Source organism: Ruegeria sp. HKCCD4315, assembly GCF_013112245.1.
Taxonomy (GTDB): Bacteria; Pseudomonadota; Alphaproteobacteria; order Rhodobacterales; family Rhodobacteraceae; genus Ruegeria.
In genome coordinates this window covers 453,034-473,829 of record NZ_WVRN01000001.1, presented here as the reverse complement: position 1 = coordinate 473,829, position 20,796 = coordinate 453,034, and the positions used below count along the sequence as shown (strand labels likewise).

Genomic DNA, 20,796 nt, shown 5'->3' with positions numbered 1-20,796 from the left:
AAATCCCTTTCTCAATCGCGTCGCGCAGGTCATGCGACGCGTCCAAACCCCGTGTTCAGGTCCACCCCGAACGCGCAAGTCTGGATACCGAAAGGGAATTAACTACGGCTCATCTCACCGTGACGGTGGTGTTGCCTCAAGCCGCAGGGTCAGCGTTACCCAACAATTGAACGCCATTTATTTTCCAACCACCTTCCAAAGGGATCATTTGGTAGTCCAAAATGTGAACGCGCCCATCGCCGTCGGTGATCATGACTTTCTGCCACAATGACCCGGCAATCTCGCGCAGTTCTAGAAAGCGTACATCAGCAGGTCGCCAAACCATGGGATACCCATTGCGGACCATTGCTCCAAAGTTGTCCGGATTTTGGAAGAGCCGCTGAATGTTTGGGCTGGCGAAAGTAAAGGCCGTCGCGAAATCATCGGCCTTGAAGGCTTGTATCTGCGCCGCGATGTTCGCTTCGATTTCAGAACTTTGGGCATACGCCCCCGACACCAGTCCGGCACTCAAGGAAAGAGCAAGCAATAATCGACGCATGGGGCCACCTCCTGCAGATAGGGTAGCCCCAGACCTGTTCAGGTCAAATCAGACCAGCTCTCCGGCCAGTGCTTTGTCGATCAGAGCAATTGTTTCCGGCACACCATACAGCGCGATGAACCCCCCGAAACGCGGGCCTTGCGACGCGCCAAGAAGCACTTCGTAAAGGGCTGTGAACCAGCCGCGCATCGGGTCAAACCGCTCGCGCCCGATCGAATAGACCACCGACTGCAGCGCCTCATCCTCGGTGGGGCCATCATAGGCTTCAAGCGCAGCCTTCAGTGCCTCCAGTGCCTCGCGTTCCTGATCCGTCGGTGCGCGGTGCTTGCGCGTCGGTTTGACGAAGTCGTTAAAATAACGCACAGCGAACCCAGCCGCCTGATCCAGGTCAGGGTGGCTCTCGGCCGTTGCGTTGGGCGCATAGCGGCGAATAAAGCCCCATAGCGTTTCTTTGTCCTCCGCCCCCGATACGGATGCGAGGTTCAGCAACATCGCAAAGGGCACGATCAGCGTCGATTCAGGAACGTCACCACCATGGATATGCCAGACCGGGTTGTTCAACTGCGCCTTCAGATCCTGCCCCGGATAGGCACGCAACTGCTGATGATACTCATCGTAAGCTTTCGGGATCACATCAAAATGCATCCGCTTGGCCGTTTTGGGCTTCTGATACATGAAGTACGCCAAGCTCTCGGTCGGCGCATAGGTCAGCCATTCGTCAATTGACACGCCGTTTCCGGACGACTTCGAGATTTTTTGACCGTTTTCATCCAGGAACAGCTCATAGCTGAAATGCTCGGGCGCACGGCCGCCAAGCGCACGGCAGATCGAGTCATAGATCTTTTCGTTCGTCGCGTGCTCTTTGCCGTACATCTCGAAATCGACACCCAGAGCGGCCCAGCGCGCGCCAAAGTCCGGCTTCCATTGCAGCTTCACATGGCCCCCGGTGACGGGAACGGTCCATTCCTTGCCTGTCTCATCGTCAAAGGTCACGGTGTATGTTTCAGCGCAGACCTTTTTCATCGGCACATACATGACCCGCCCGCTTTCAGGGTGCAGCGGCAGGAAAATCGAATAGGTCTGCTGGCGCTCTTCCCGCAAACTCTTGAGCATGATCGCCATGATTTCATCATAGCGTTCAACCGCACGTTTGAGGATTTCGTCAAACTGCCCGGACTCATAGAATTCTTTGGCCGAGTAGAATTCGTACTCAAACCCAAATGTGTCTAGGAAACGCCGCAGCATCGCGTTGTTATGCGCGCCAAAGCTGTCATATTCACCAAACGGATCCGGCACCGAGGTCAAAGGGCGCTGTAAATGCTGCTCCAGAATCTCCGGGTTCGGCACATTGCTGGGCACCTTCCGCATCCCGTCCAAATCATCCGAGAAACAGATCAGCTTGGTCGGAATGTCAGAAAGCGCTTCGAACGCACGCTTTACCATTGTGGTCCGCGCAACCTCACCGAAGGTACCGATGTGCGGCAGACCCGAAGGGCCATAGCCGGTTTCAAACAACACATACCCCTTTTCCGGAGCACCTTTCTGATAGCGTTTGAGCAACCGGCGCGCCTCTTCAAAAGGCCAGGCCTTGGACGACATCGCGGTTTCACGCAGTTCAGACATTTCAATGTGCTCCATCGGGAAAGGTGCCTTGGTTGCCCCATGCAACCGGACCGGCCCCTCCTATTGTGCCAGTGCAGCATGAGTCAATAAAGCACTGGCCCGTTTCCTGCCATAACTGACCAGAAACCGGTGTTTTCCCATGCTCAAAGGGCTAAAGTCTCCTGCACTACTCCGAATACCCGAACGCTGTCTTCAATAGGCCCGAGACACAGGTTTCACAGCTCAGCCTTACTGAAGCCACAATGCTGGGGCGATTGTACTCTCCGAAACAAAAAAGACACGGGCGGTACGCTCTGACTTGGCCCGCATATTTCACGGGCTTCTCGGGCCATGTATGACTGGGGCAAGATCAGGAACCTTACCGGACCACAGGACAAAAGATGCGACGCGAAACGACCAATCTGATCCGCTTTGTGCTTGAAGACATCGTACCGCCAATCTTACGCGACAGCGCCGCCTTTCACTGGCTTGCTCGTCGGGTCTGGGGTGAACATATCACCCGGCTGGCGGCGTTCCGCGAACGTGCACCGTTTCTGACAGATGAAGAATACGAAACCCTGTATCGCGACCATCCGCGCGTTCATGACGGAACCGACAATTCCGAAGCCTGCATAGATCGGATTGCCAAAGACATCGTGGGCGACAGCATCTGCGATGTCGGTTGCGGCACTGGTGTTCTTTTACAGCGTATCCGTGCCCAGCGCCCAGACATAGCCGCCATGACCGGCGTGGATTTTGTGGTCGACGACGCGGAAGCTCTGGACAACATTACCTATGTCGCCGCGCGGATCGAAGATCTGCCCTTTGACGACAACAGCTTCGACACCGTTATCTGCACTCATGTGATCGAGCACCTGCTGGATTATCGCCAAGCGATTGCGGAACTGCGGCGGGTCGCGCGCAAGCGCGTCATCATTGTGGTCCCGCGTGAGAGGGAATACCGCTACAGCTTCAATCCGCACTTTAACTTCTTCCCCTACACCCACAGCTTTTTGCGCGCTGTACATCCCAGCCCAAGCGTACATGTCTGCGAAGATATCGGGCGCGACATCTATTACTGCGAAGACCGCCCTGTGGATCAAAGCAACGAAAAGCCCGTAAAGGATCAGGCAGCATGAGCGCCACCGCGCCAACGGTATTGATCTGGACGGGCTTGCTGTTGACGCCTGTCATGATTTCCGCCGGTCAGGTGTTGTTCAAGCTCGCAGGTGGGCGGATCGACGGACGCGACGCCACAGGCTTAGTGGGCGTAGTACACACCCTTTTTGATCCTTTTTTGCTTGTCGCACTTGCGATCTACGGATCCGCAACGATCCTTTGGATTTATGTGCTTAGGCATGTGCCTCTGTCGCAAGCTTATCCGTTCATGGCGCTTAGTTTTGTGCTGGTTCCCCTCGCCTCTTGGCTGTTCTTCGGCGAAACACTGGGGCTGCGCTATTGGATCGGGGCCGGGCTTTTGCTGAGCGGAATGGCGGTGATGAATACCTGACCGGTTCAACCTGCCGCACAAACTCGGCAAAACAAGATGTTGAACCTGCCCTGCCCCCCTTCTATCCTGCGCTTTTGAAGAACCCCAAGCAGGATGCACCGAATGACCGAGCAAGTTCCCCACCCGATGTCCCCACAGGATTGCCTTGTGGCGATCATGGTTGCGATTTCGGCATCTGACGAAACGATCCGAACTGCTGAACTGGTCAAGATCGAAGTGGCGGTGAACATGCTGCCGGTCTTCGCCGGATATGACATAGATCGTATGCGCCACGTTTCACAGATCGTGTTTGATCTGTTCGAACAGGAAGACGGGCTGGATGCTCTGTTTGGCCTAATCCGCGACAACCTTCCCGAACGGCTGAACGAAACAGCTTATGCGCTGGCCTGTGATGTTGCCGCCGCAGATCGATCGCTGGCCGAGACCGAGCTGCGTTTGCTGGAAGAAATCCGGTACGAATTGAGTATCGACCGCCTGCACGCGGCCGCAATTGAACGCGGTGCCCGCGCGCGTCACGCCGTCTGACAACAGGCTTCGTCGGGTTTCACGGCTTAACTGCCATATAGCGAGCCCCAGCGTTCAAGCAGTGCGCGTTGCAGCTTTCGCGACCTTCGGTTCCAGCTGCGCGCACCATCCGGACGTTCACGCTGAGCACGTGGTATTTTCGCGCGTTTCGCCACGTCTGCCGTGAAGATAGCAAAGGCCAGGTCGACCCCGTCTGCTGTTGTCAGGAAACCGCCCAGCCCGGAAACAAAGTTCAGTGTCCCTGTCTTGGCGTCAACCTTAACTGGGTGGTTCTTGACGACCCGACCATTCCGATCGGTCAAAGCAAAAGGTTTCATCAACGGGCGCAGTTTCCCTGCCTTCTGTGCGACCACCAAGGCCGAAACCAGATCTGCGGGTACAATGCGCGAAGCATCACCAAGACCGGAATGATCGACCATGGCGATACCGTTCACACCAAAACTCTCCGAGGCCCACCGGTTCATCTCGGCCGCCGACTCTTCCAAATTCCCAGGAGAGACACCCCGTGCCTTTGTCGCCGCCATTCCGACCATCTCAGCCGTCAGATTGGTCGAATATTTCAACATCCCGCGTAGAATGCTCTCCAAGGGATTACTGCGATGCACCACAAGATCCACGCCCTGCGGGCTTTGTCGTGTTACTTGCACCCGCCCCAGCACAATCCCGTTTGATCGCGCCAATGTTCGAAACACATCGCCAGCGTAAAGCGCGGGTTTGCGCACCGGTAACCAGCGAGCTCCACCATTGCCCAGCGCACCCTTCGCCACGGTCCAGCGATCCTGCCGCGCGCTTGGTTGATAAGTATAAATCGGCAGGCTTCGGCTCTCGACGCGCATCGAGGCTACATCCACCGCAGGGACATAACGCGCACTGCGTGCGTCCATGCTGACGTCATATCCTTTGCCCGCGCGCTTCCACTCAAAGTGCACCCGGTTGAAATTCAACGAAATCCCGCTGATGGCAGGACTGTACCCCACATGATCCGGCTGTCCAGGGTCGATGCTGTACACAAATGGCAGCGCGCCGTCATAGACCTTGAACGCACCGCGCACCTCGGTAATGCCAGCCTCGCGCAGGTTGGCCGCCATCGTGGCCAGCGCATCTGTGTCCAGCAAGGGATCTCCACCGCCTACAAGGATTAAATCGCCCTGCAGAATGCCGTTTTCGATCCGACCATCTGCCACCAAACGGGTTTCAAACCGGTGATCCGCGCCCAGAACATCCAACGCGTAAAGTGCGGTCAACGCTTTGCCGACACTGGCGGGGGGCAAGGCGGCCCCATCACCAAACTCCTCCAGCTGCGCACCGGTCGCTACATCCGCAACCGCAAATACAACCTCGCCTTTTAACCCGGCCGCAGCCACCAGACGCTCGGCCCCGCTTAACGGCACCCCACGGATCTGCGGCCTGAGAGAAACCAGAGGTGCCTGCGCAAGACCTGCTGCCGGGATCAGAGATGCCCCCAATCCCCCCAGAAACACACGACGTGAAAATCGATCAGCCATAGCTGAATTAAAATCCCACAGAATAAAACCACACAACCTCTCGCTGAGATTATGCGCCCAAAGGGGCTATTCCGGCAACACTTGCGCGCGCCACTCGCCGCGCGTCCGGATTTCGGTCGAGCTGACATCGACCATAGGTACATTGACGAAACACCAGGCCGGGGCTTGCGCGCGACCCAGCAGATGCCGCGCCTGCCCGTCGATCCGGTACTTCGCATAAAGCCGCGCCGCCGGTGACATCCGGGCCGAGATCCGATCCCTCGGCCGCGCCGCCACACCAACAGGCACGGTATCCATGATCAGCCGCCAGTCTTTCCATTTGTGGAACTGCGCCAGATTGTCGGCCCCCATGAGCCAGACAAACCGAACCTGCGGATACAGCCGCCGAAGCGCTGCCAGAGTATCCGCCGTCGCCCGCGTACCCGTCAGCGCCTCGATATCCGTCACGTCAACCTTCGGGTGCTGCATCACAGCTTTCGCAGCTTGCAACCGCCGCGCCATCGGGGCTGGCCCATGCTCCTTCAACGGATTACCCGGCGATACCAGCCACCACACCCGATCCAGCCCAAACGCCTTCATCGCCTCACGAGTGACATGTACATGGCCTTTATGCGGAGGATCAAAAGACCCTCCGAACAGCCCGATCACCTGCCCGGGTCGCGCATATGGAATATGATAACGCTCCATCCCCTGCTGATGTTCAGAACTCAGGGGGGTTGTCAATCAACAGGTTGCACCGCATCACCCAGCTTGACACGCCCCGGGCGGAGGACTTCGGCACACCAGCCCCCATGCCCACGCACGGCAGAATACCCGCCTTTGCCCAGCGCTTCCTCCATCCGACTGCACGGCGCGCAGATCACGGTAAACCGCAAAATGGCTTCTCCTACCTGAACATCGCGCCCTTTGAGCGCAGCCAGATTGATCCCCGACACCACCAGATTCCGCCGTAGGATTTCAGGCGCAATCGGCCCCTGCCCCAGATACGACCCAATCGCCGTCAAATGTTCCTGCTGGATCAGAGTCACCGCCCGCTTGCCAGCGTGGCCACGGTCGCCGTCGAGCCCGTCAGTGGCGATCAATACGTCGTCCGCAATATTCATCACTGACCGCCTCTCAGACCGAAGGCCGATCCATTCGACACGCCCCGGCTGCGCCCAACCTTCAATCAACTTTGCCAATTCAGACAATCTATACCCCTTGTATGATCAAGCCTGTTTAGGTGAAACCGGCACTAATCGAAATTCACAAAACCACCAGCTTGCCCAGCACGCCCACCTCGGATATCCAACGTTTCAACTCAATTTCCCCGACCCAGAGGACGCGACATGGCCGCCTATCAATATGTCTACCACATGCAGGGTGTCTCCAAGACCTATCCCGGTGGCAAGAAGTGCTTTGAAAACATCCACCTGAGCTTTCTGCCCGGCGTGAAAATCGGTGTCGTCGGCGTCAACGGCGCGGGTAAATCGACGCTGATGAAGATCATGGCCGGCCTCGATACCGATTTCACTGGTGAGGCTTGGGCGGCTGAGGGTGCCAAGGTCGGCTATCTGCCGCAGGAACCGCAGTTGGATGAATCGCTGACCGTCCGCGAAAACGTCATGCTGGGCGTCGCCGCGAAAAAGGCCAAGGTCGACCGCTTCAACGAAATCGCCATGGAGATCGCCGAGAATTATTCGGACGAGCTGATGGAGGAGATGACCACCCTGCAGGACGCGATCGACGCGGAAAACCTGTGGGACCTCGACAGCCAGATCGACGTCTCGATGGAGGCACTGCGCTGCCCGCCGGACGATGCCAATATCGCCAACCTCTCGGGTGGTGAGAAACGCCGCGTGGCGCTCTGCAAACTGCTGCTCGAAGCGCCCGACATGCTGCTCTTGGACGAACCGACCAACCACCTGGACGCCGAGACTATCGCGTGGTTGCAACAGCACCTGATCGACTACAAGGGCACCATCCTGATCGTCACCCACGACAGGTATTTCCTGGATGACATCACCGGCTGGATTCTGGAACTCGACCGTGGCCGGGGTATTCCTTACGAGGGCAACTATTCCGCATGGCTGGAACAAAAAGCCAAACGGCTGGAGCAGGAAGCCCGCGAGGACAAGTCCAAGCAGAAGACCCTGCAGCGCGAACTGGAGTGGATGCGTCAGGGTCAAAAGGCCCGTCAGGCCAAATCCAAGGCCCGGATTAACGCCTATAACGAACTCGCCGAGCAGTCCGAACGCGAAAAGCTGACCCGCGCCCAGATCGTCATCCCCAACGGCCAGCGCCTTGGTGGCAAGGTGATCGAGGTCGAGGGTCTCTCGAAACACATGGGCGACAAGCAACTGATCGAAGGGCTGGATTTCGCCCTGCCCCCCGGCGGCATTGTCGGCGTCATCGGCCCCAACGGCGCGGGTAAATCGACGCTCTTCAAGATGCTCACCGGTCAGGAACAGCCCGACAGCGGCACCATCACACTGGGCGACACGGTCGAGCTGTCTTATGTCGACCAATCGCGCGACGACCTGAAAGACAACGACACTGTGTGGGAGGCGATCACCGGTGGCGCCGAGATCATTCAGCTGGGTGACGCGCAGGTCAACTCCCGCGCCTATTGCTCGTCCTTCAACTTCAAAGGCGGCGATCAGCAGAAAAAGGTCTCTCTGCTGTCAGGCGGTGAACGCAACCGCGTCCACATGGCCCGCCTGCTGAAAGAGGGCGGCAACGTCCTGCTGCTCGACGAACCGACCAACGATCTGGACGTCGAAACCCTGCGCGCGCTGGAAGACGCGTTGGTCGATTTCGCCGGCTGCGCCGTTGTGATTTCGCACGACCGCTTCTTCCTCGACCGGATTTGTACGCATATTCTGGCGTTTGAGGGTGACGCACATGTGGAATGGTTCGAGGGCAACTTCGAGGACTATGAAGAGGACAAAAAGCGCCGGTTGGGACCGGACGCGCTGGAGCCCAAGCGGTTGAAGCATAAGAAGTTTGCGCGGTAGGATGGCAAATGCCTGCCAAACTTGAGCATGATTGCTTTAGGCAACCTCCAAACCCACGTAGTCGGGTTTGGAGGTACATGGACCTGGCCAAGTTTGTGTCGCTTCTTACAACAAGAGCGATGTTCTTTACTCGCGCGGACAAACTTGGGGACAATTTTGAAGGATCTTTGACCAGCGCCACTATCGCTGCAATCGCGACTGTTTCGGAACAGATCATTTCTGAGGCAGAAGACAAGAGCTTTCCAAACGGAACACCCGAACAGCAAATTCGAAATGCATTCAAACAATTTCCAAAAGAGAATTTCGTTAGTTGCTGGCATTTGAATGACCATGAATCAGCCGCAATGTGGAGGCTGTACTCACTCTTAAATCAAGGCCTCGCCATCCAAACTACGTACGAAAAATTGGCTGCCGCTCTGCCTGAAGAGATTTTTTTGGGAGGTGTGATATATGCTGACTACGAAAATGTCGTCATCCCGTTTAACAACACACTATGGCCTGTGATGCACAAAAGGATGAGCTTTCGACACGAGAATGAGGTGAGGGTAGTTTTCCCGAGTTTTGGGAAAACCCCGAACAGCGACAGAATTAATGAGGTCGACTATGGTGTGCAAGTTACGGTTGATCTGAACGAGCTTGTAGAAAGCGTCTTGGTACATCCTGAAAGCCCTAAATGGTTCTTGGAAGTCGTTGCTTCACTCGTGAACCGAAACGGCATGAAAGCCGATGTTCAAAGGTCGAGACTGTCCGAAGCACCTATTTGGTAGCAAGCGTAGGATGGGTGCTTGCACCCATCGCGCCTCAATCCCAATCTACCTCATCAAATGATGGGTGAAATCACCCATCCTACGGTTCCCCGAACGCCCCTTCCGTCCCACAATCGCGCCACTCCGGATCAACTCTACTCGCGCGAATATCGCGATGTATCGACGAACAAGGCCAATCGGTTGGATGCCATCCAGCCAAATTTAAATGCATTAAGACCCCTCCGAGCAACCAAACTCCGGCGCCCCAGTCAAAACTCTAATGGATGATCGCAGTTGCAGCCCTTAAGCTGACCGGTTTCCGCGAAGTTTGCCCAGACCAAACAGCCCGGCCAAAGCGCCGACCAGCAGCAACCAACTGGCTGGTATCGGAACAGCCGAAAGGTTCGCCTGCGCCAAAGTGCCTTCCGTCATGCCACCCTCTTGATCTGTACGTTCCCCCAACAATTCCAGCTCTTCAAAATACCGATTTTCGTCATAGGGTTCAGAGATCAGGGGCAAACCGGGGTTTTCCCATTCCAACTCTTCTTGATGTCTTTCGCTGTCAAAGCCCGAGAGAAGCTCAGACCTAACTTCATCATCCACATTCACGCTTTCCGCCCCATCCAAGGTGGTCAATGCTTCTGATGCTCCGGCCCAGAACAGAACCGCCAATGTGCAAATAACTCTCATAAACGCCCCCACGGCCCTGTAATTAATTATAGCATTTCAGCGTCATTTTTCAAATATCTCAATAATTGAATTGAAATGGAGACTTATAAGATAAAAGGATACCGTCCTAACAAGACGACTCTGATCCTGTGCCTCAAAGGGCCGCAAGCAAAGCTGCGATTCTCAATAGACTCGTTATGCGTTTATTCGGAAACGGGGATAACCACCGGTCGTATGAGCCGGGCACGGCAAGTCCAACCCTTTGATCAAAAACCCCTTGAAACACCGCAATAGGCTCTGGGGCCAAGGTTCAATCCAGGCGATCATCCCTTGCCACATGGCCACCTCAATGCCATATGAAAGGAGCTTACGTTTTTCTATTTCGACCCACTGTCTCCTTTTACGGCGCTCAGTCTATCGATCCAGACAACGACGCCAGGCTGCCGCATCCACGTGGGCAGCACCAAACAGGAGACAACGGATATGCCCGCAGGCACCGTAAAATGGTTCAACACCACCAAAGGCTACGGCTTTATCGCACCCGAAGATGGCGGCAAAGACATCTTCGTTCACATCTCGGCTGTCGAACGTTCGGGCCTGACCGGTCTGGCCGACAACCAGAAGGTCACGTATGAACTGCGCGCTGGTCGTGACGGTCGTGAAAGCGCCGACAACATCCAGCTGGCCTAAGCCAGTCTAAGGGTAAGGCATGGCCTTACCCTTTCCCTCCTGCTCGCCTGCGTGGCGGCCGGAACACATCACGACCACGTGATGTTTGCCCCAGAATTGACCAAGTATCATATCATACTGAAACTGTTCTTAAGTTTCATTGGTCATTCGATGAGGGTTTTCGATGTTTACACGCCGTGTTTTTCTGGCCGGAACAGCTGCCAGCCTGCTGCCGGGAATCGCCAGCGCCAAGAAAGCGGTCGAGTATGATCCGACGCCGCAATTCGTGCGCATCAAAAAGCAATTTGTGCCCGGGCAGCTTCTGGTCGCCCCCCGCTCGTTCTATCTTTACTACGTGACTGAGCCTCGCAAAGCGATCCGCTATGGCTGTGGGGTCGGCAAGGCGGGATTGGAGTTCACCGGGACAGCGACGATCGCCGTGAAGAAGGAATGGCCGACCTGGCGCCCGACCGACGAGATGATCGAACGCGACCCGGTGGCCTATGCAAAGTTCAAGGACAATGACTATGTCCAACCCGGTGGCGGAGATAACCCTTTGGGCGCGCGAGCGCTGTATCTATTCCAGAACGGCGTCGACACATATTTCCGCATCCATGGCACAACGCAGCCGCAAACCATTGGTCATGCAGTGTCAAACGGCTGCGTCCGTATGCTGAACGAACATGTCATTGACCTATACAATCGTGTCCCAATCGGAACAGTGGTCACGGTCGTCTGATCAAAGTCAGGGGGCCGCTGCCTGCCCTACAAGCTCCAGAACGGACGGGCCCAGCGCATCCACGATCCGGGCGACCCCGTCGGCATTTGGATGAATGCCGTCAGCCTGCATGAACTGCGACACTGCGCCGGGATCGCCGTCGGCTGTCAGCCCTTCAAAGAAACTGCTGACGAACAATGCTCCAAAGTCCTGGGCCAATTCGGGATACATGGCGTCAAAGTCCTGCTTGTACTCGGCCCCGTAGTTGCCGGGGGCCTGCATGCCGATAAGCAGAACGGCGACATCACCTGCCCGTGCAACCTCGAGGATTTTGCTCAAATTGGCCCTCGATACGGCAGGATCGATCCCGCGAAGCAGGTCATTTCCCCCCAAGGCAACGATCATTCCATCCACGTCCGGTGTCAGAGTCCATTCCACCCGCGCGGCCCCACCCGCCGTTGTGTCGCCCGAGACACCGGCGTTGATCACCTGCACATCCGCTCCTTGGCCCTCAAGCCAACGGTCAAGCTGAGGTACAAACCCGTCTTCTTCCACCAGCCCATAGCCTTGCGTCAACGAATCCCCCAAGGCGGCAATCACCACTTGCTCGGCTGTGGCCGTGAAACCGCAGAAGATAAACAGACCTGTCATCAAAGCCTTGCGCAATGTGGTGATCGCTCCATATCCCAAAAGACCGCTCCTTAATCGGGTAAACCTATGACATCTGCCGTTCTCACTCTCCAAAATGCTGCTTTGTCTCTGGATGGCAATGCCGGACGGGTCGATATTCTGCATGACATCACGTTGTCTGTGACCAAGGGTGAGACACTGGGCCTGATTGGGCCGTCCGGCTCGGGCAAATCTTCACTGCTGATGTTGATGGGTGGGTTGGAACAAGCGACCAGTGGGCAGATTACCGCGTTGGATCAGGACCTAACCAGCAAGGACGAAGATGCTCTGGCCCGCTTTCGCCGCAACAACATGGGCGTGGTGTTTCAGAATTTCCACCTGATCCCGACCATGACTGCGCTTGAGAACGTGGCTACACCGCTGGAGTTGGCGGGCCAAAAGGACGCGTTCGACCGTGCCGAGGCTGAGCTGGAAGCTGTTGGCCTGTCGCATCGGCGCAATCATTACCCGGCGCAATTGTCGGGTGGCGAACAGCAAAGGGTGGCACTTGCCCGTGCCTCAGCGCCGCGCCCCAAGATTTTGTTGGCGGACGAACCGACCGGGAATTTGGACGAAACAAACGGCTCCGCGATTGTTGATCTGCTGTTCGGACTGCGCCAAAAATACGAGGCCACGCTCGTTCTTGTCACCCACAGCCGTTCTCTGGCGGAACGCTGTGATCGTGTCGTCCGTTTACGCGATGGACGGATTGCAGAAGAAACCCTGCAGGAGGCCGCCGAATGAGCCTGCGACTGGCGGGGCGGCTCGCCCGTCGCGAGCTACGCGGCGGCTTGCAGGGATTTCGGATCTTTCTGGCCTGTCTGGCTCTCGGCGTCGCTGCCATCGCAGCCGTCGGGTCGGTACGGCAAGCCATTCAAACCGGATTGGCGCAGGAAGGTGCTTCGCTTTTGGGCGGCGACGCCCAGCTTGAATTCACCTATCGCTTTGCCGACGAGGCAGAGCGTGCCTGGATGCAGCAAGCATCCGAACAGGTGTCCGAAATCGTCGATTTCCGCTCGATGGTTGTTGTACCCCGTGACGACGGACCGGAGCGCGCACTTACCCAGGTCAAGTCCGTCGACACTGCGTACCCCTTGATTGGTTCGGTCAAACTGGATCCTGACATCACGCTGGATGATGCCCTAAACGGGACATCCGGCTTGCCCGGAGCAATTATGGAGCAAGTGCTGATCGACCGGCTTGGGCTGACTGTCGGTGATCGCTTCAAGCTTGGGACACAGGAATTTATCCTGACAGCCGCATTGGTGAACGAACCCGACAGCGCGGCAGATGGGTTTGGCCTTGGACCGCGCACATTGGTTCGAACCGAGGCGCTACAGACCTCCGGGTTGTTGGAACCCGGTACTTTGTTTTCGACCAAATACCGATTGAACCTGCCAGACACGATTGCTCTTCCCGAAATCGCCGCCGAAGCTGACAAAGCCTTCGACGGCACGGGAATGCGATGGAGCGATGCGCGTAACGGTGCCCCCGGTATTTCCGAGTTTGTCGGTCGCCTCAGCGCGTTTCTGGTTCTTGTTGGACTGTCGGGCCTTGCCGTAGGTGGTATCGGAGTTTCTGCCGCCGTGCGCGCGTACCTGAGCCAAAAAACGGAAACCGTCGCGACCCTGCGCACTTTGGGGGCTGATCGCGCGACGATTTTTCAAACCTACATGCTTCAGATCGGCGTGCTGTCTGTGATCGGAATTGCGCTCGGCCTGGCGCTGGGTGGGCTGGCTCCGCTGCTTCTGGCGCCTCTGTTGGAAAGCCAGTTACCGGTTCCGGCAGTATTCTCGCTCTATCCGCAACCACTGATTGAGGCCGCAATCTATGGGCTGCTCACCGCATTTCTGTTCACGCTTTGGCCATTGGCCAGAACCGAGGACGTGCGGGCCGCAACCCTGTTTCGCGATGCGCTGAGCACAGCCCGAGCGATCCCACGCCCGATCTTTGTCATCGCCACAGGAATTGGACTTGTGTTGCTTGTCACCGTTGCCGCCTGGTTCAGCGGATCCACCCGATTGACCCTTTGGACAAGCGGCGGGCTTGTGGGCGCGTTGGTTTTGCTGACCCTCTCAGCCTACGCCATTCGCAAACTGGCACGGGCCGGAGCGCCTCTGGCACGCGGCCGCCCCGCCCTGCGATGGGCCTTGTCCGCCATTTCAGACCCGCGTGAAGGCGCAGGCTCGGTTGTTCTGTCGCTCGGCCTGGGCTTGTCCGTTCTAGCCGCCGTTGGACAGATCGACGGCACGCTGCGCAACGCGATCTCTGGCAATTTACCGGACGTTGCGCCCTCATATTTCTTCGTCGACATCCAGAAGGACCAGATGCCCGGCTTTACCGATCGCCTGACTTCGGACCCTGCCGTCAGCCGCATCGAAAGCGCGCCAATGCTGCGCGGGATCATCACGCAGATCAACGGCCGCCCTGCCCGTGACGTGGCTGGTGATCATTGGGTGCTGGAAGGCGACCGTGGTGTTACCTACTCCGCCCAGCCCCCGGCAAACGCGAATGTAACCGACGGGGAGTGGTGGGCCGAGGATTATTCGGGCACGCCGCAGGTCAGCTTTGCCGCTGAAGAGGCCGCCGAAATGGGCCTGCAACTTGGCGATCAACTGACCGTCAATATCCTTGGTCGCGACATTACGGCAGAACTGACATCCCTGCGCGAAGTGGATTTTTCAACCGCAGGCATGGGATTCATCATGTCGATGAACCCCTCTGCACTGTCCGGTGCACCGCACAGTTTCATCGCCACTGTCTATGCAGAAGAGCAGGCCGAGGCTGCCATCCTCAGGGATCTCGCCGGCCAGTTCCCCAACATCACGGCCATTCGCGTACGCGATGCCATCGACCGTGTCTCGGGCCTGCTGGCCGGCATCGCCGCCGCTACTTCTTACGGCGCAGGTGTGTCCTTGCTAACCGGGTTTCTGGTCTTGATCGGAGCGGCAGCGGCAGGCGAACCTGCCCGCAGATACGAAGCGGCAATCCTGAAAACCCTCGGGGCCAATCGGGGCCGCATTCTGCGCAGTTTTGGCCTGCGCTCTGTCTTACTGGGGGCCGCCGCGGGCTGTGTTGCCTTGCTGGTCGGCATTCTGGGCGGCTGGGCCGTTGCCACCTACATATTCGAGACGGATTTTGCGGTCATCTGGTCTTCGGCCCTCGGCATTGTTCTGGCCGGGATCGGCGTCACACTTTGCGCAGGTCTTGCCTTTGCGCTGCGCCCGCTTTCGGCCCGACCGGCCCGCATTTTACGCGCCAGCGACTGAGTTCAGCGTACACAGGCCACGGGCTGCAGAAGCTTCAGCAACGGATCGTTGTCACAGACCAAAGCATCCAGCGATACATCATCAAGTGAAGCGTAAAATACCTCGGCCGCGTCTTGCAGCGCCAGCCGCAACCGGCAGGCATCCGTCAAGGGGCAGGTGTTGTCCGCATCCGCAAAACACTCGGCAATGGGCAAGGCCCCTTCGACATGCCGAAAAACGGCACCGATCCGAATTTCTTCCGCCGGGCGCGCCAGGGACATGCCGCCATTGCGACCCCGTTGCGTGCTCAGATAGTTCAACTGGCTCAGTTGATTGATCACTTGTGCCAGATGGTTTTCCGAGATGTTGCACACTTCGGCGATCTCCGCCTTCGTGACCAACCTGTCCGGGTGCGCTGCGCAATACATCAACAGGCGCACAGCGATATTCGTCCGTTTGGTAATCCGCATGAGGGCCTCCCTGAATTCTAGATGCAGCCTTATTGCATGTCCGGGAAAAAAGCGGTTTGACATACATCAATCGATCAAAAGGACGCCTTATCCATGCCTGACCCCTATTTCTTTGGCTATGGCAGCCTTGTGAACCTCGCGACCCATGATTTTCCCGACCCGCGCCCCGCGAAGCTGAAAGGCTGGAAACGGGCGTGGCGCCATACCGATCTGCGTCCGGTCGCGTTCCTGACCGCAATTCCCGACCCCGAGTCCGAGATCGAAGGCATGATCGCCCATGTGCCTAAAAACGACTGGGCCGCACTGGATCAGCGGGAATGGGCCTATGACCGGGTTCCGGCAACGAATTCGATTTCACACCCCCTGACGCATGATGTCGAAATCGCGGTTTATGCGGTGCCCCATGACCGGCACACCGCGCCCAGCAATCACCATCCCTTGCTGCTAAGTTATATTGATGTCGTTGTGCAGGGATACCTGAGGGCGTTTGGACAAGATGGTGCGGACCGGTTCTTTGCCACAACCGACGGCTGGGACGCGCCTGTTGTGAATGACCGGGCCGAGCCGAAATATCCCCGCCATCAACAGCTCAAACCTGACGAAACAGCGTTTGTAGATAACCGCCTGGAACGCGCATCCGTGAAGATTATCCAACCACACCAACAAAAAGAGGCAGACGATTTGCCTGCCTCTTTCAAATTCTAAGCTCACATAGTTTCGGTACGGGGCGATCAGCCCCGTGCGCGGATCACTTGCAGCAAGGGCAGCAGAGCCGCCATTTCCGGCCCCCGCTCCATCCCAGTCAGGGCTTTGCGCAGCGGCATGAACAGGCCTTTGCCCTTGCGGCCTGTCGCCTCTTTCACCGCTTTGGTCCAAGTACCCCAGGTCTCGCCATCAAACGGGCCGTCGGGCAACAAAGCGATCGCCTCGGCAATAAATTCGCGATCTTCATCGGCAATCAAAGGCTCGGCCCCATCGCGGCACAGTTCCCACCAGCCTTTCAGATCGGCCAGAGTTGTGATGTTTTCGCGCGCCATGGCCCAAAAGGGTTCCGCCAATTCAGCCGGAACACCAGCATCCGTCACCGCATCAGCTACATCTGCCAGCGGCAGCGATTGCAGGTGCTTGGCGGTCAGCGGGAACAGGTCCTGTACGTCAAACTTGGTCGGTGCCGCACCAAACCGGTTCACATCAAACCCTTCGATCAATTCCGCCATGTCCGAGCGCAACTCAACCGGGTCAGATGACCCCAAACGCGCCATCAGGCTCAGCAATGCCATCGGCTGCACGCCCTGTTCGCGCAGGTCGCGCAGAGCCAAAGTTCCCAGACGTTTCGACAATGCCTCCCCCTGAGGGCCAGTCAGAAGCGAATGGTGTGCGAAACGCGGGCAGTTGCCACCAAGCGCTTCGATTATCTGGATCTGCGTTGCAGTGTTGGTCACATGGTCCGATCCCCGCACCACATCGGTTACACCCATTTCGGTATCGTCCACAACGGACGCAATTGTATAAAGCACCTGACCGTCACCGCGGATCAATACGGGGTCAGACACCGAAGCAGCATCAATCGAGATGTCGCCCAAAATGCCGTCATTCCAATCGATGCGCTCATGATCCAGCTTGAAGCGCCATACACCGTTGCCGCGTTCGGCGCGCAGGGCGTCTTTTTCGGCATCTGACAGGTTCAGCGCGGCCCGATCATAGACCGGTGGCTTGCCCATGTTCAGTTGCTTCTTGCGTTTCAAGTCCAGCTCGGTCGGCGTCTCAAACGCCTCATAGAACCGACCCATCTCACGCAGCTTGTCCGCAGCTTCGGCATAGCGATCCAAGCGGTCAGACTGGCGTTCAACCTTGTCCCAATGCAGACCCAGCCACTCCAGATCCTGCTTGATGGCATCGACATATTCTTCTTTCGAACGCTCGGGATCGGTATCGTCAATACGCAGGATGAATGTACCGCCAGCCTTGCGGGCGATTAGATAGTTCATCAGGGCGGTGCGCAGGTTGCCCACATGGATGTAACCGGTGGGCGACGGGGCGAAACGGGTGGTTGTCATGGATGTCTCCTGTTGGCGCGGCTCTTGTCACAGGATTGGCTATTTGTCCAGTCGGCAGACCTGTTCACAGCAACGTCAGGTGGCAAGTTCGCGCATAGGACCTATCTAAAGCATTGCTGGCACAGACAGGGAGACCCCAAAATGACTATCAAACTGACCCGCCGGGCTGCACTTGGTGCGGCAGCGGCTTTACCTTTTGCCTCTGCCGCTACGCCAATTCTGGCTGCGGGAACTGAAACCAAAGCGAAATCAACCATCGCCAGATCGTTTGCTCTGGGTGATTTCACTGTCACCACATTGCTGGACGGCAGCGTCCCTCGCGATGACGCCAAAGCGCTGTTTGGCCAGGACGTGTCAGATGAAGATTTCGCAAAGGTATCCGCCGAAAACTTCATCTCACCCGACGTGGCGCAGTTCTTCTTCACCCCGACGCTGGTCAATACAGGATCCGAACTTGTTCTGTTTGACACTGGTTTGGGACAAGGCGGTATTCAGACAGCTTTGGCCGATGCGGGCGTCACGCCCGATCAGATCGACGTGGTTGTTATCACTCATATGCACCCCGACCACATTGGCGGCATGACCACAAATGACGCGCCGACCTTCCCGAATGCACGCTATGTCACGGCATCGTCCGAATACGATTTCTGGTCCGGGATGGAAGCCGGAAACCGTGTCGGCGACATGGTCGCGGCCAAGGTCACGCCATTGGCCGAAAAGATGACCTTTGTCGAGGATGGCGGAGAAGTGTCATCTGGCATCACAGCCATCGCTGCTTATGGACATACGCCGGGTCACACGGTTTTCCATCTCGAAAGCAACGGTCAGCGGCTGGTTCTGACGGCCGATCTGGCCAACCACTATGTCTGGTCTTTTGCGCACCCGGAATGGGGCTTTAGCTTTGACGCCGACAAAGAGGCTGCGACCGCATCGCGGCGCAACGTTCTGGGCATGCTTGCCGCAGATAAGGTGCCGATGATCGGCTATCACATGCCGTTTCCAGCTGCTGGCTTTGTAGAGACACGTGGCGAAGGCTTCCGCTTTGTTCCGGTCAGCTATCAGATGATGGGCTAAGCCACTAATACCCCGGATCCGGTCGCACTTTCGAACCGTCGGTGAACCGCGACAGGCGAAACGTGGCCGGATCCACACAAGGCGTCGTTTCAGCGACAAGATCGGCGATCAATCGCCCGGCACCTGGACCAATGCCAAATCCATGGCCTGAGAATCCTGTGCCAATGAAAAGACCCGGCAACTCATCCACACCTGAGATCACCGGAATGGCGTCAGGCGTAACGTCGATCATTCCGGCCCAACTTTGCACAACTTCGCTGTTAACCAGCGCCGGGAACCCCTTACAGGCGCGGCCCCAAGCGTGCCGCAACGTTTTCTGCGATGGCTCAGGGTTCAAAATTCGGCACTGCTCGAACGGGGTCACATCGGTGGGCAGCCAGCGCCGATCGTGTCGCGCTTCGATCGTCCAGCGTTTGGACAAGCGAAAACGCAGAGATTTCCACTCTTGCGCAAAGGCAGGAAGGAACTGTTTCGCAAGCCGGAAACTGTCGGGCACGATGTCCACTGTGTTTTCGTGGCCAGACGCAATGGTATAGCCGCCGTCAGCGCGTTTGCGGATCGCAAAATCGTCGAACCACAACGCGGGTCCAGGACCATCGTGCACGGGGGATGTGCGAAGGACCGTGTTCAAAACCTTGAGTTGCGGCAGTGCGACACCTGCGTTGCCTGCAAACAACCGCGACCAGGCCCCACCAGCCAGGACAACCCGGTCACAGGCCACTTTTCCACGTTCTGTAAAGACACCCGCGACACGCCCCTCACGAGTGTCCAAACTTCGTACGGCGCATTGCGTCATGATCACTGCACCCCGGTTTCGTGCAGCCTCTGCAATGGCCGGAGCAGCCCATTGCGGCTCGGCCCGACCGTCCTGCGGCATGTAAAGCGCTGTTGTCAAACCCGTTTTATGCCCTTGCAGCAAATCGGAAAGCTCACCGCCGGACACTATCCTGGCCCCGGTTTGCAATCCATCAACATGGCGCATCCACTTTTGCAGGTTGGCTGCGTCTCTTGCGCCAGAGGCCCCAAACAGGATGCCGGATTGGGTATAGCCTGTTTCGCGCCCCAAACGCTCGTCCAGCGTTTGCCAGACGCGCAACGCCTCTTGCATCAGGGGAATTTCCCTTGGGTCTCGCATACCCAGACGCACCCAACCCCAATTGCGCGAACTCTGCTCTGCTGCAATCTGACCCTTTTCACACAAAAGAACAGAAGCGCCGCGTTCAGCCAGCTCTAATGCTGTTGAAACGCCAATGATACCTCCGCCAATGACGACAACATCCACACGTTTGGGCAGGGCCAGATCAGATTCGACGGGGGTTGGTTTGGGTGCGGTCATTAACAGGTCTTACATCAGTCGCTTGGACCAGTATGGAGACCTGCCTACCGTGGATAAGCAATGTGAATTCCGAGCGCTCTTGCAGTATTTTCGACACCTGTGGCCCAGGTGCCGAAATCAGTGTCAGCAAAGAGCGTATTAAGCCGCGCCGGACAACTCTGCCCATTTCTGGCGCAGGATCGCAGACAGCCCGCTTTGCTTACGCGCGGCCTGTGCAGTCACATCTTTCTGAGGCAGCAATCTTGGAAACTCTGTGCGGAAATGGGCGGCGGCTTGCTCGTCCAATTCCCGCTGCTCGTCCAGCATATCGGCTATTGCTGCATCCAACTTTTCTTCATTCAGCTCCTGAGGCGGAGATTCCATCGTCCGCATTCGCATAGGAGCATGAAGCGAATTGTCATATTCCTTGTACATTTTACCACCACACCGTTCACTCAGACATCCAACCCGGGATGCGTCGCTCG

The 20,796-nt window shown here is 57.2% G+C and carries 22 protein-coding genes; 11 read left to right on the top strand and 11 right to left on the bottom strand.

Going from position 1 to position 20,796, the window contains the following annotated elements; translation table 11 throughout:
• Positions 1–136: 136 nt before the first annotated feature.
• Together GS646_RS02285 and GS646_RS02280 are read right to left on the bottom strand one after the other, a co-directional pair.
• Positions 137–538, bottom strand: a complete 402-nt coding sequence (locus GS646_RS02285; protein WP_171184075.1) for a DUF4864 domain-containing protein — start codon at positions 536–538, stop codon at positions 137–139.
• A 48-nt stretch (positions 539–586) separates the two neighbouring features.
• Positions 587–2,161: a lysine--tRNA ligase gene (locus tag GS646_RS02280; protein WP_171647344.1), complete on the bottom strand. Its 1,575-nt coding sequence runs from the start codon at positions 2,159–2,161 to the stop codon at positions 587–589.
• 380 nt (positions 2,162–2,541) lie between these two features.
• Here GS646_RS02280 and GS646_RS02275 point away from each other — a divergent pair, with 380 nt between their 5' ends.
• The 3 genes from GS646_RS02275 to GS646_RS02265 all read left to right on the top strand — a co-directional run bounded on the left by GS646_RS02275 (position 2,542) and on the right by GS646_RS02265 (position 4,175).
• Positions 2,542–3,279, top strand: a complete 738-nt coding sequence (locus GS646_RS02275) for a class I SAM-dependent methyltransferase (RefSeq protein WP_171184072.1) — start codon at positions 2,542–2,544, stop codon at positions 3,277–3,279.
• Positions 3,276–3,650 (top strand): EamA family transporter, encoded by a 375-nt coding sequence (locus GS646_RS02270; protein ID WP_171093518.1) that lies wholly within the window; start codon positions 3,276–3,278, stop codon positions 3,648–3,650. The genes GS646_RS02275 and GS646_RS02270 overlap by 4 nt, the downstream gene beginning before the upstream one ends.
• A gap of 102 nt (positions 3,651–3,752) precedes the next feature.
• On the top strand, positions 3,753–4,175 hold the full coding sequence (locus GS646_RS02265) for a tellurite resistance TerB family protein (protein WP_171184070.1): 423 nt from the start codon (positions 3,753–3,755) through the stop codon (positions 4,173–4,175).
• A 26-nt stretch (positions 4,176–4,201) separates the two neighbouring features.
• Here the strand turns inward: GS646_RS02265 and dacB are convergent, their stop codons facing one another.
• The 3 genes from dacB to GS646_RS02250 form a co-directional block, all read right to left on the bottom strand.
• On the bottom strand, positions 4,202–5,680 hold the full coding sequence (gene dacB, locus GS646_RS02260; protein ID WP_171647346.1) for a D-alanyl-D-alanine carboxypeptidase/D-alanyl-D-alanine-endopeptidase: 1,479 nt from the start codon (positions 5,678–5,680) through the stop codon (positions 4,202–4,204).
• Between the two features lie 66 nt (positions 5,681–5,746).
• Positions 5,747–6,367 carry a nicotinate-nucleotide adenylyltransferase gene (locus tag GS646_RS02255; protein ID WP_171184251.1) on the bottom strand — a complete coding sequence of 207 codons (621 nt, stop codon included), beginning with the start codon at positions 6,365–6,367 and terminating at the stop codon, positions 5,747–5,749.
• A gap of 32 nt (positions 6,368–6,399) precedes the next feature.
• Positions 6,400–6,783, bottom strand: a complete 384-nt coding sequence (locus GS646_RS02250; RefSeq protein ID WP_253759574.1) for an MOSC domain-containing protein — start codon at positions 6,781–6,783, stop codon at positions 6,400–6,402.
• Between the two features lie 225 nt (positions 6,784–7,008).
• Between GS646_RS02250 and ettA the strand changes: the two genes are divergently transcribed.
• The gene (gene ettA / locus GS646_RS02245; RefSeq protein ID WP_010442471.1) at positions 7,009–8,676 is read left to right on the top strand and encodes an energy-dependent translational throttle protein EttA; all 1,668 of its coding nucleotides are present in this window, start codon (positions 7,009–7,011) and stop codon (positions 8,674–8,676) included.
• Between the two features lie 77 nt (positions 8,677–8,753).
• Positions 8,754–9,443 (top strand): DUF2971 domain-containing protein, encoded by a 690-nt coding sequence (locus GS646_RS02240; protein ID WP_171184065.1) that lies wholly within the window; start codon positions 8,754–8,756, stop codon positions 9,441–9,443.
• Between the two features lie 282 nt (positions 9,444–9,725).
• Here GS646_RS02240 and GS646_RS02235 read toward each other — a convergent pair whose 3' ends face one another.
• Positions 9,726–10,112 carry a hypothetical protein gene (locus tag GS646_RS02235; protein ID WP_171184062.1) on the bottom strand — a complete coding sequence of 129 codons (387 nt, stop codon included), beginning with the start codon at positions 10,110–10,112 and terminating at the stop codon, positions 9,726–9,728.
• A gap of 462 nt (positions 10,113–10,574) precedes the next feature.
• Between GS646_RS02235 and GS646_RS02230 the strand changes: the two genes are divergently transcribed.
• Together GS646_RS02230 and GS646_RS02225 are read left to right on the top strand one after the other, a co-directional pair.
• On the top strand, positions 10,575–10,781 hold the full coding sequence (locus GS646_RS02230) for a cold-shock protein (RefSeq protein ID WP_171093536.1): 207 nt from the start codon (positions 10,575–10,577) through the stop codon (positions 10,779–10,781).
• Positions 10,782–10,944: 163 nt separating this feature from the next.
• Positions 10,945–11,499 carry a L,D-transpeptidase gene (locus tag GS646_RS02225; RefSeq protein WP_171647348.1) on the top strand — a complete coding sequence of 185 codons (555 nt, stop codon included), beginning with the start codon at positions 10,945–10,947 and terminating at the stop codon, positions 11,497–11,499.
• A gap of 6 nt (positions 11,500–11,505) precedes the next feature.
• Here GS646_RS02225 and GS646_RS02220 read toward each other — a convergent pair whose 3' ends face one another.
• A complete protein-coding gene (locus tag GS646_RS02220; protein ID WP_371732011.1) occupies positions 11,506–12,168 on the bottom strand; it encodes an arylesterase in 663 nt (220 codons plus the stop codon).
• Between the two features lie 27 nt (positions 12,169–12,195).
• Here GS646_RS02220 and GS646_RS02215 point away from each other — a divergent pair, with 27 nt between their 5' ends.
• Positions 12,196–12,891, top strand: coding sequence for an ABC transporter ATP-binding protein (locus tag GS646_RS02215; RefSeq protein WP_171184058.1), 696 nt, complete (start codon positions 12,196–12,198; stop codon positions 12,889–12,891).
• Positions 12,888–15,416, top strand: coding sequence for an ABC transporter permease (locus tag GS646_RS02210; RefSeq protein WP_171647350.1), 2,529 nt, complete (start codon positions 12,888–12,890; stop codon positions 15,414–15,416). The genes GS646_RS02215 and GS646_RS02210 overlap by 4 nt, the downstream gene beginning before the upstream one ends.
• A gap of 2 nt (positions 15,417–15,418) precedes the next feature.
• Here the strand turns inward: GS646_RS02210 and GS646_RS02205 are convergent, their stop codons facing one another.
• Complete coding sequence (locus tag GS646_RS02205; RefSeq protein WP_171184054.1) at positions 15,419–15,865, bottom strand: Rrf2 family transcriptional regulator; 447 nt, start codon at positions 15,863–15,865, stop codon at positions 15,419–15,421.
• Positions 15,866–15,958: 93 nt separating this feature from the next.
• Between GS646_RS02205 and GS646_RS02200 the strand changes: the two genes are divergently transcribed.
• Positions 15,959–16,570, top strand: a complete 612-nt coding sequence (locus GS646_RS02200; protein WP_171184052.1) for a gamma-glutamylcyclotransferase family protein — start codon at positions 15,959–15,961, stop codon at positions 16,568–16,570.
• Positions 16,571–16,596: 26 nt separating this feature from the next.
• On the opposite strand, the gene gltX is transcribed toward GS646_RS02200, so the two are convergent.
• A complete protein-coding gene (gltX, locus tag GS646_RS02195) occupies positions 16,597–17,922 on the bottom strand; it encodes a glutamate--tRNA ligase (protein ID WP_171647352.1) in 1,326 nt (441 codons plus the stop codon).
• A 141-nt stretch (positions 17,923–18,063) separates the two neighbouring features.
• Between gltX and GS646_RS02190 the strand changes: the two genes are divergently transcribed.
• On the top strand, positions 18,064–18,996 hold the full coding sequence (locus GS646_RS02190) for an MBL fold metallo-hydrolase (protein ID WP_171647354.1): 933 nt from the start codon (positions 18,064–18,066) through the stop codon (positions 18,994–18,996).
• A 4-nt stretch (positions 18,997–19,000) separates the two neighbouring features.
• On the opposite strand, the gene GS646_RS02185 is transcribed toward GS646_RS02190, so the two are convergent.
• Both GS646_RS02185 and GS646_RS02180 read right to left on the bottom strand, forming a co-directional pair.
• On the bottom strand, positions 19,001–20,332 hold the full coding sequence (locus GS646_RS02185; RefSeq protein WP_171647356.1) for an FAD-binding oxidoreductase: 1,332 nt from the start codon (positions 20,330–20,332) through the stop codon (positions 19,001–19,003).
• A 138-nt stretch (positions 20,333–20,470) separates the two neighbouring features.
• Positions 20,471–20,695: a hypothetical protein gene (locus GS646_RS02180; RefSeq protein ID WP_171093553.1), complete on the bottom strand. Its 225-nt coding sequence runs from the start codon at positions 20,693–20,695 to the stop codon at positions 20,471–20,473.
• Positions 20,696–20,796 lie beyond the last annotated feature (101 nt).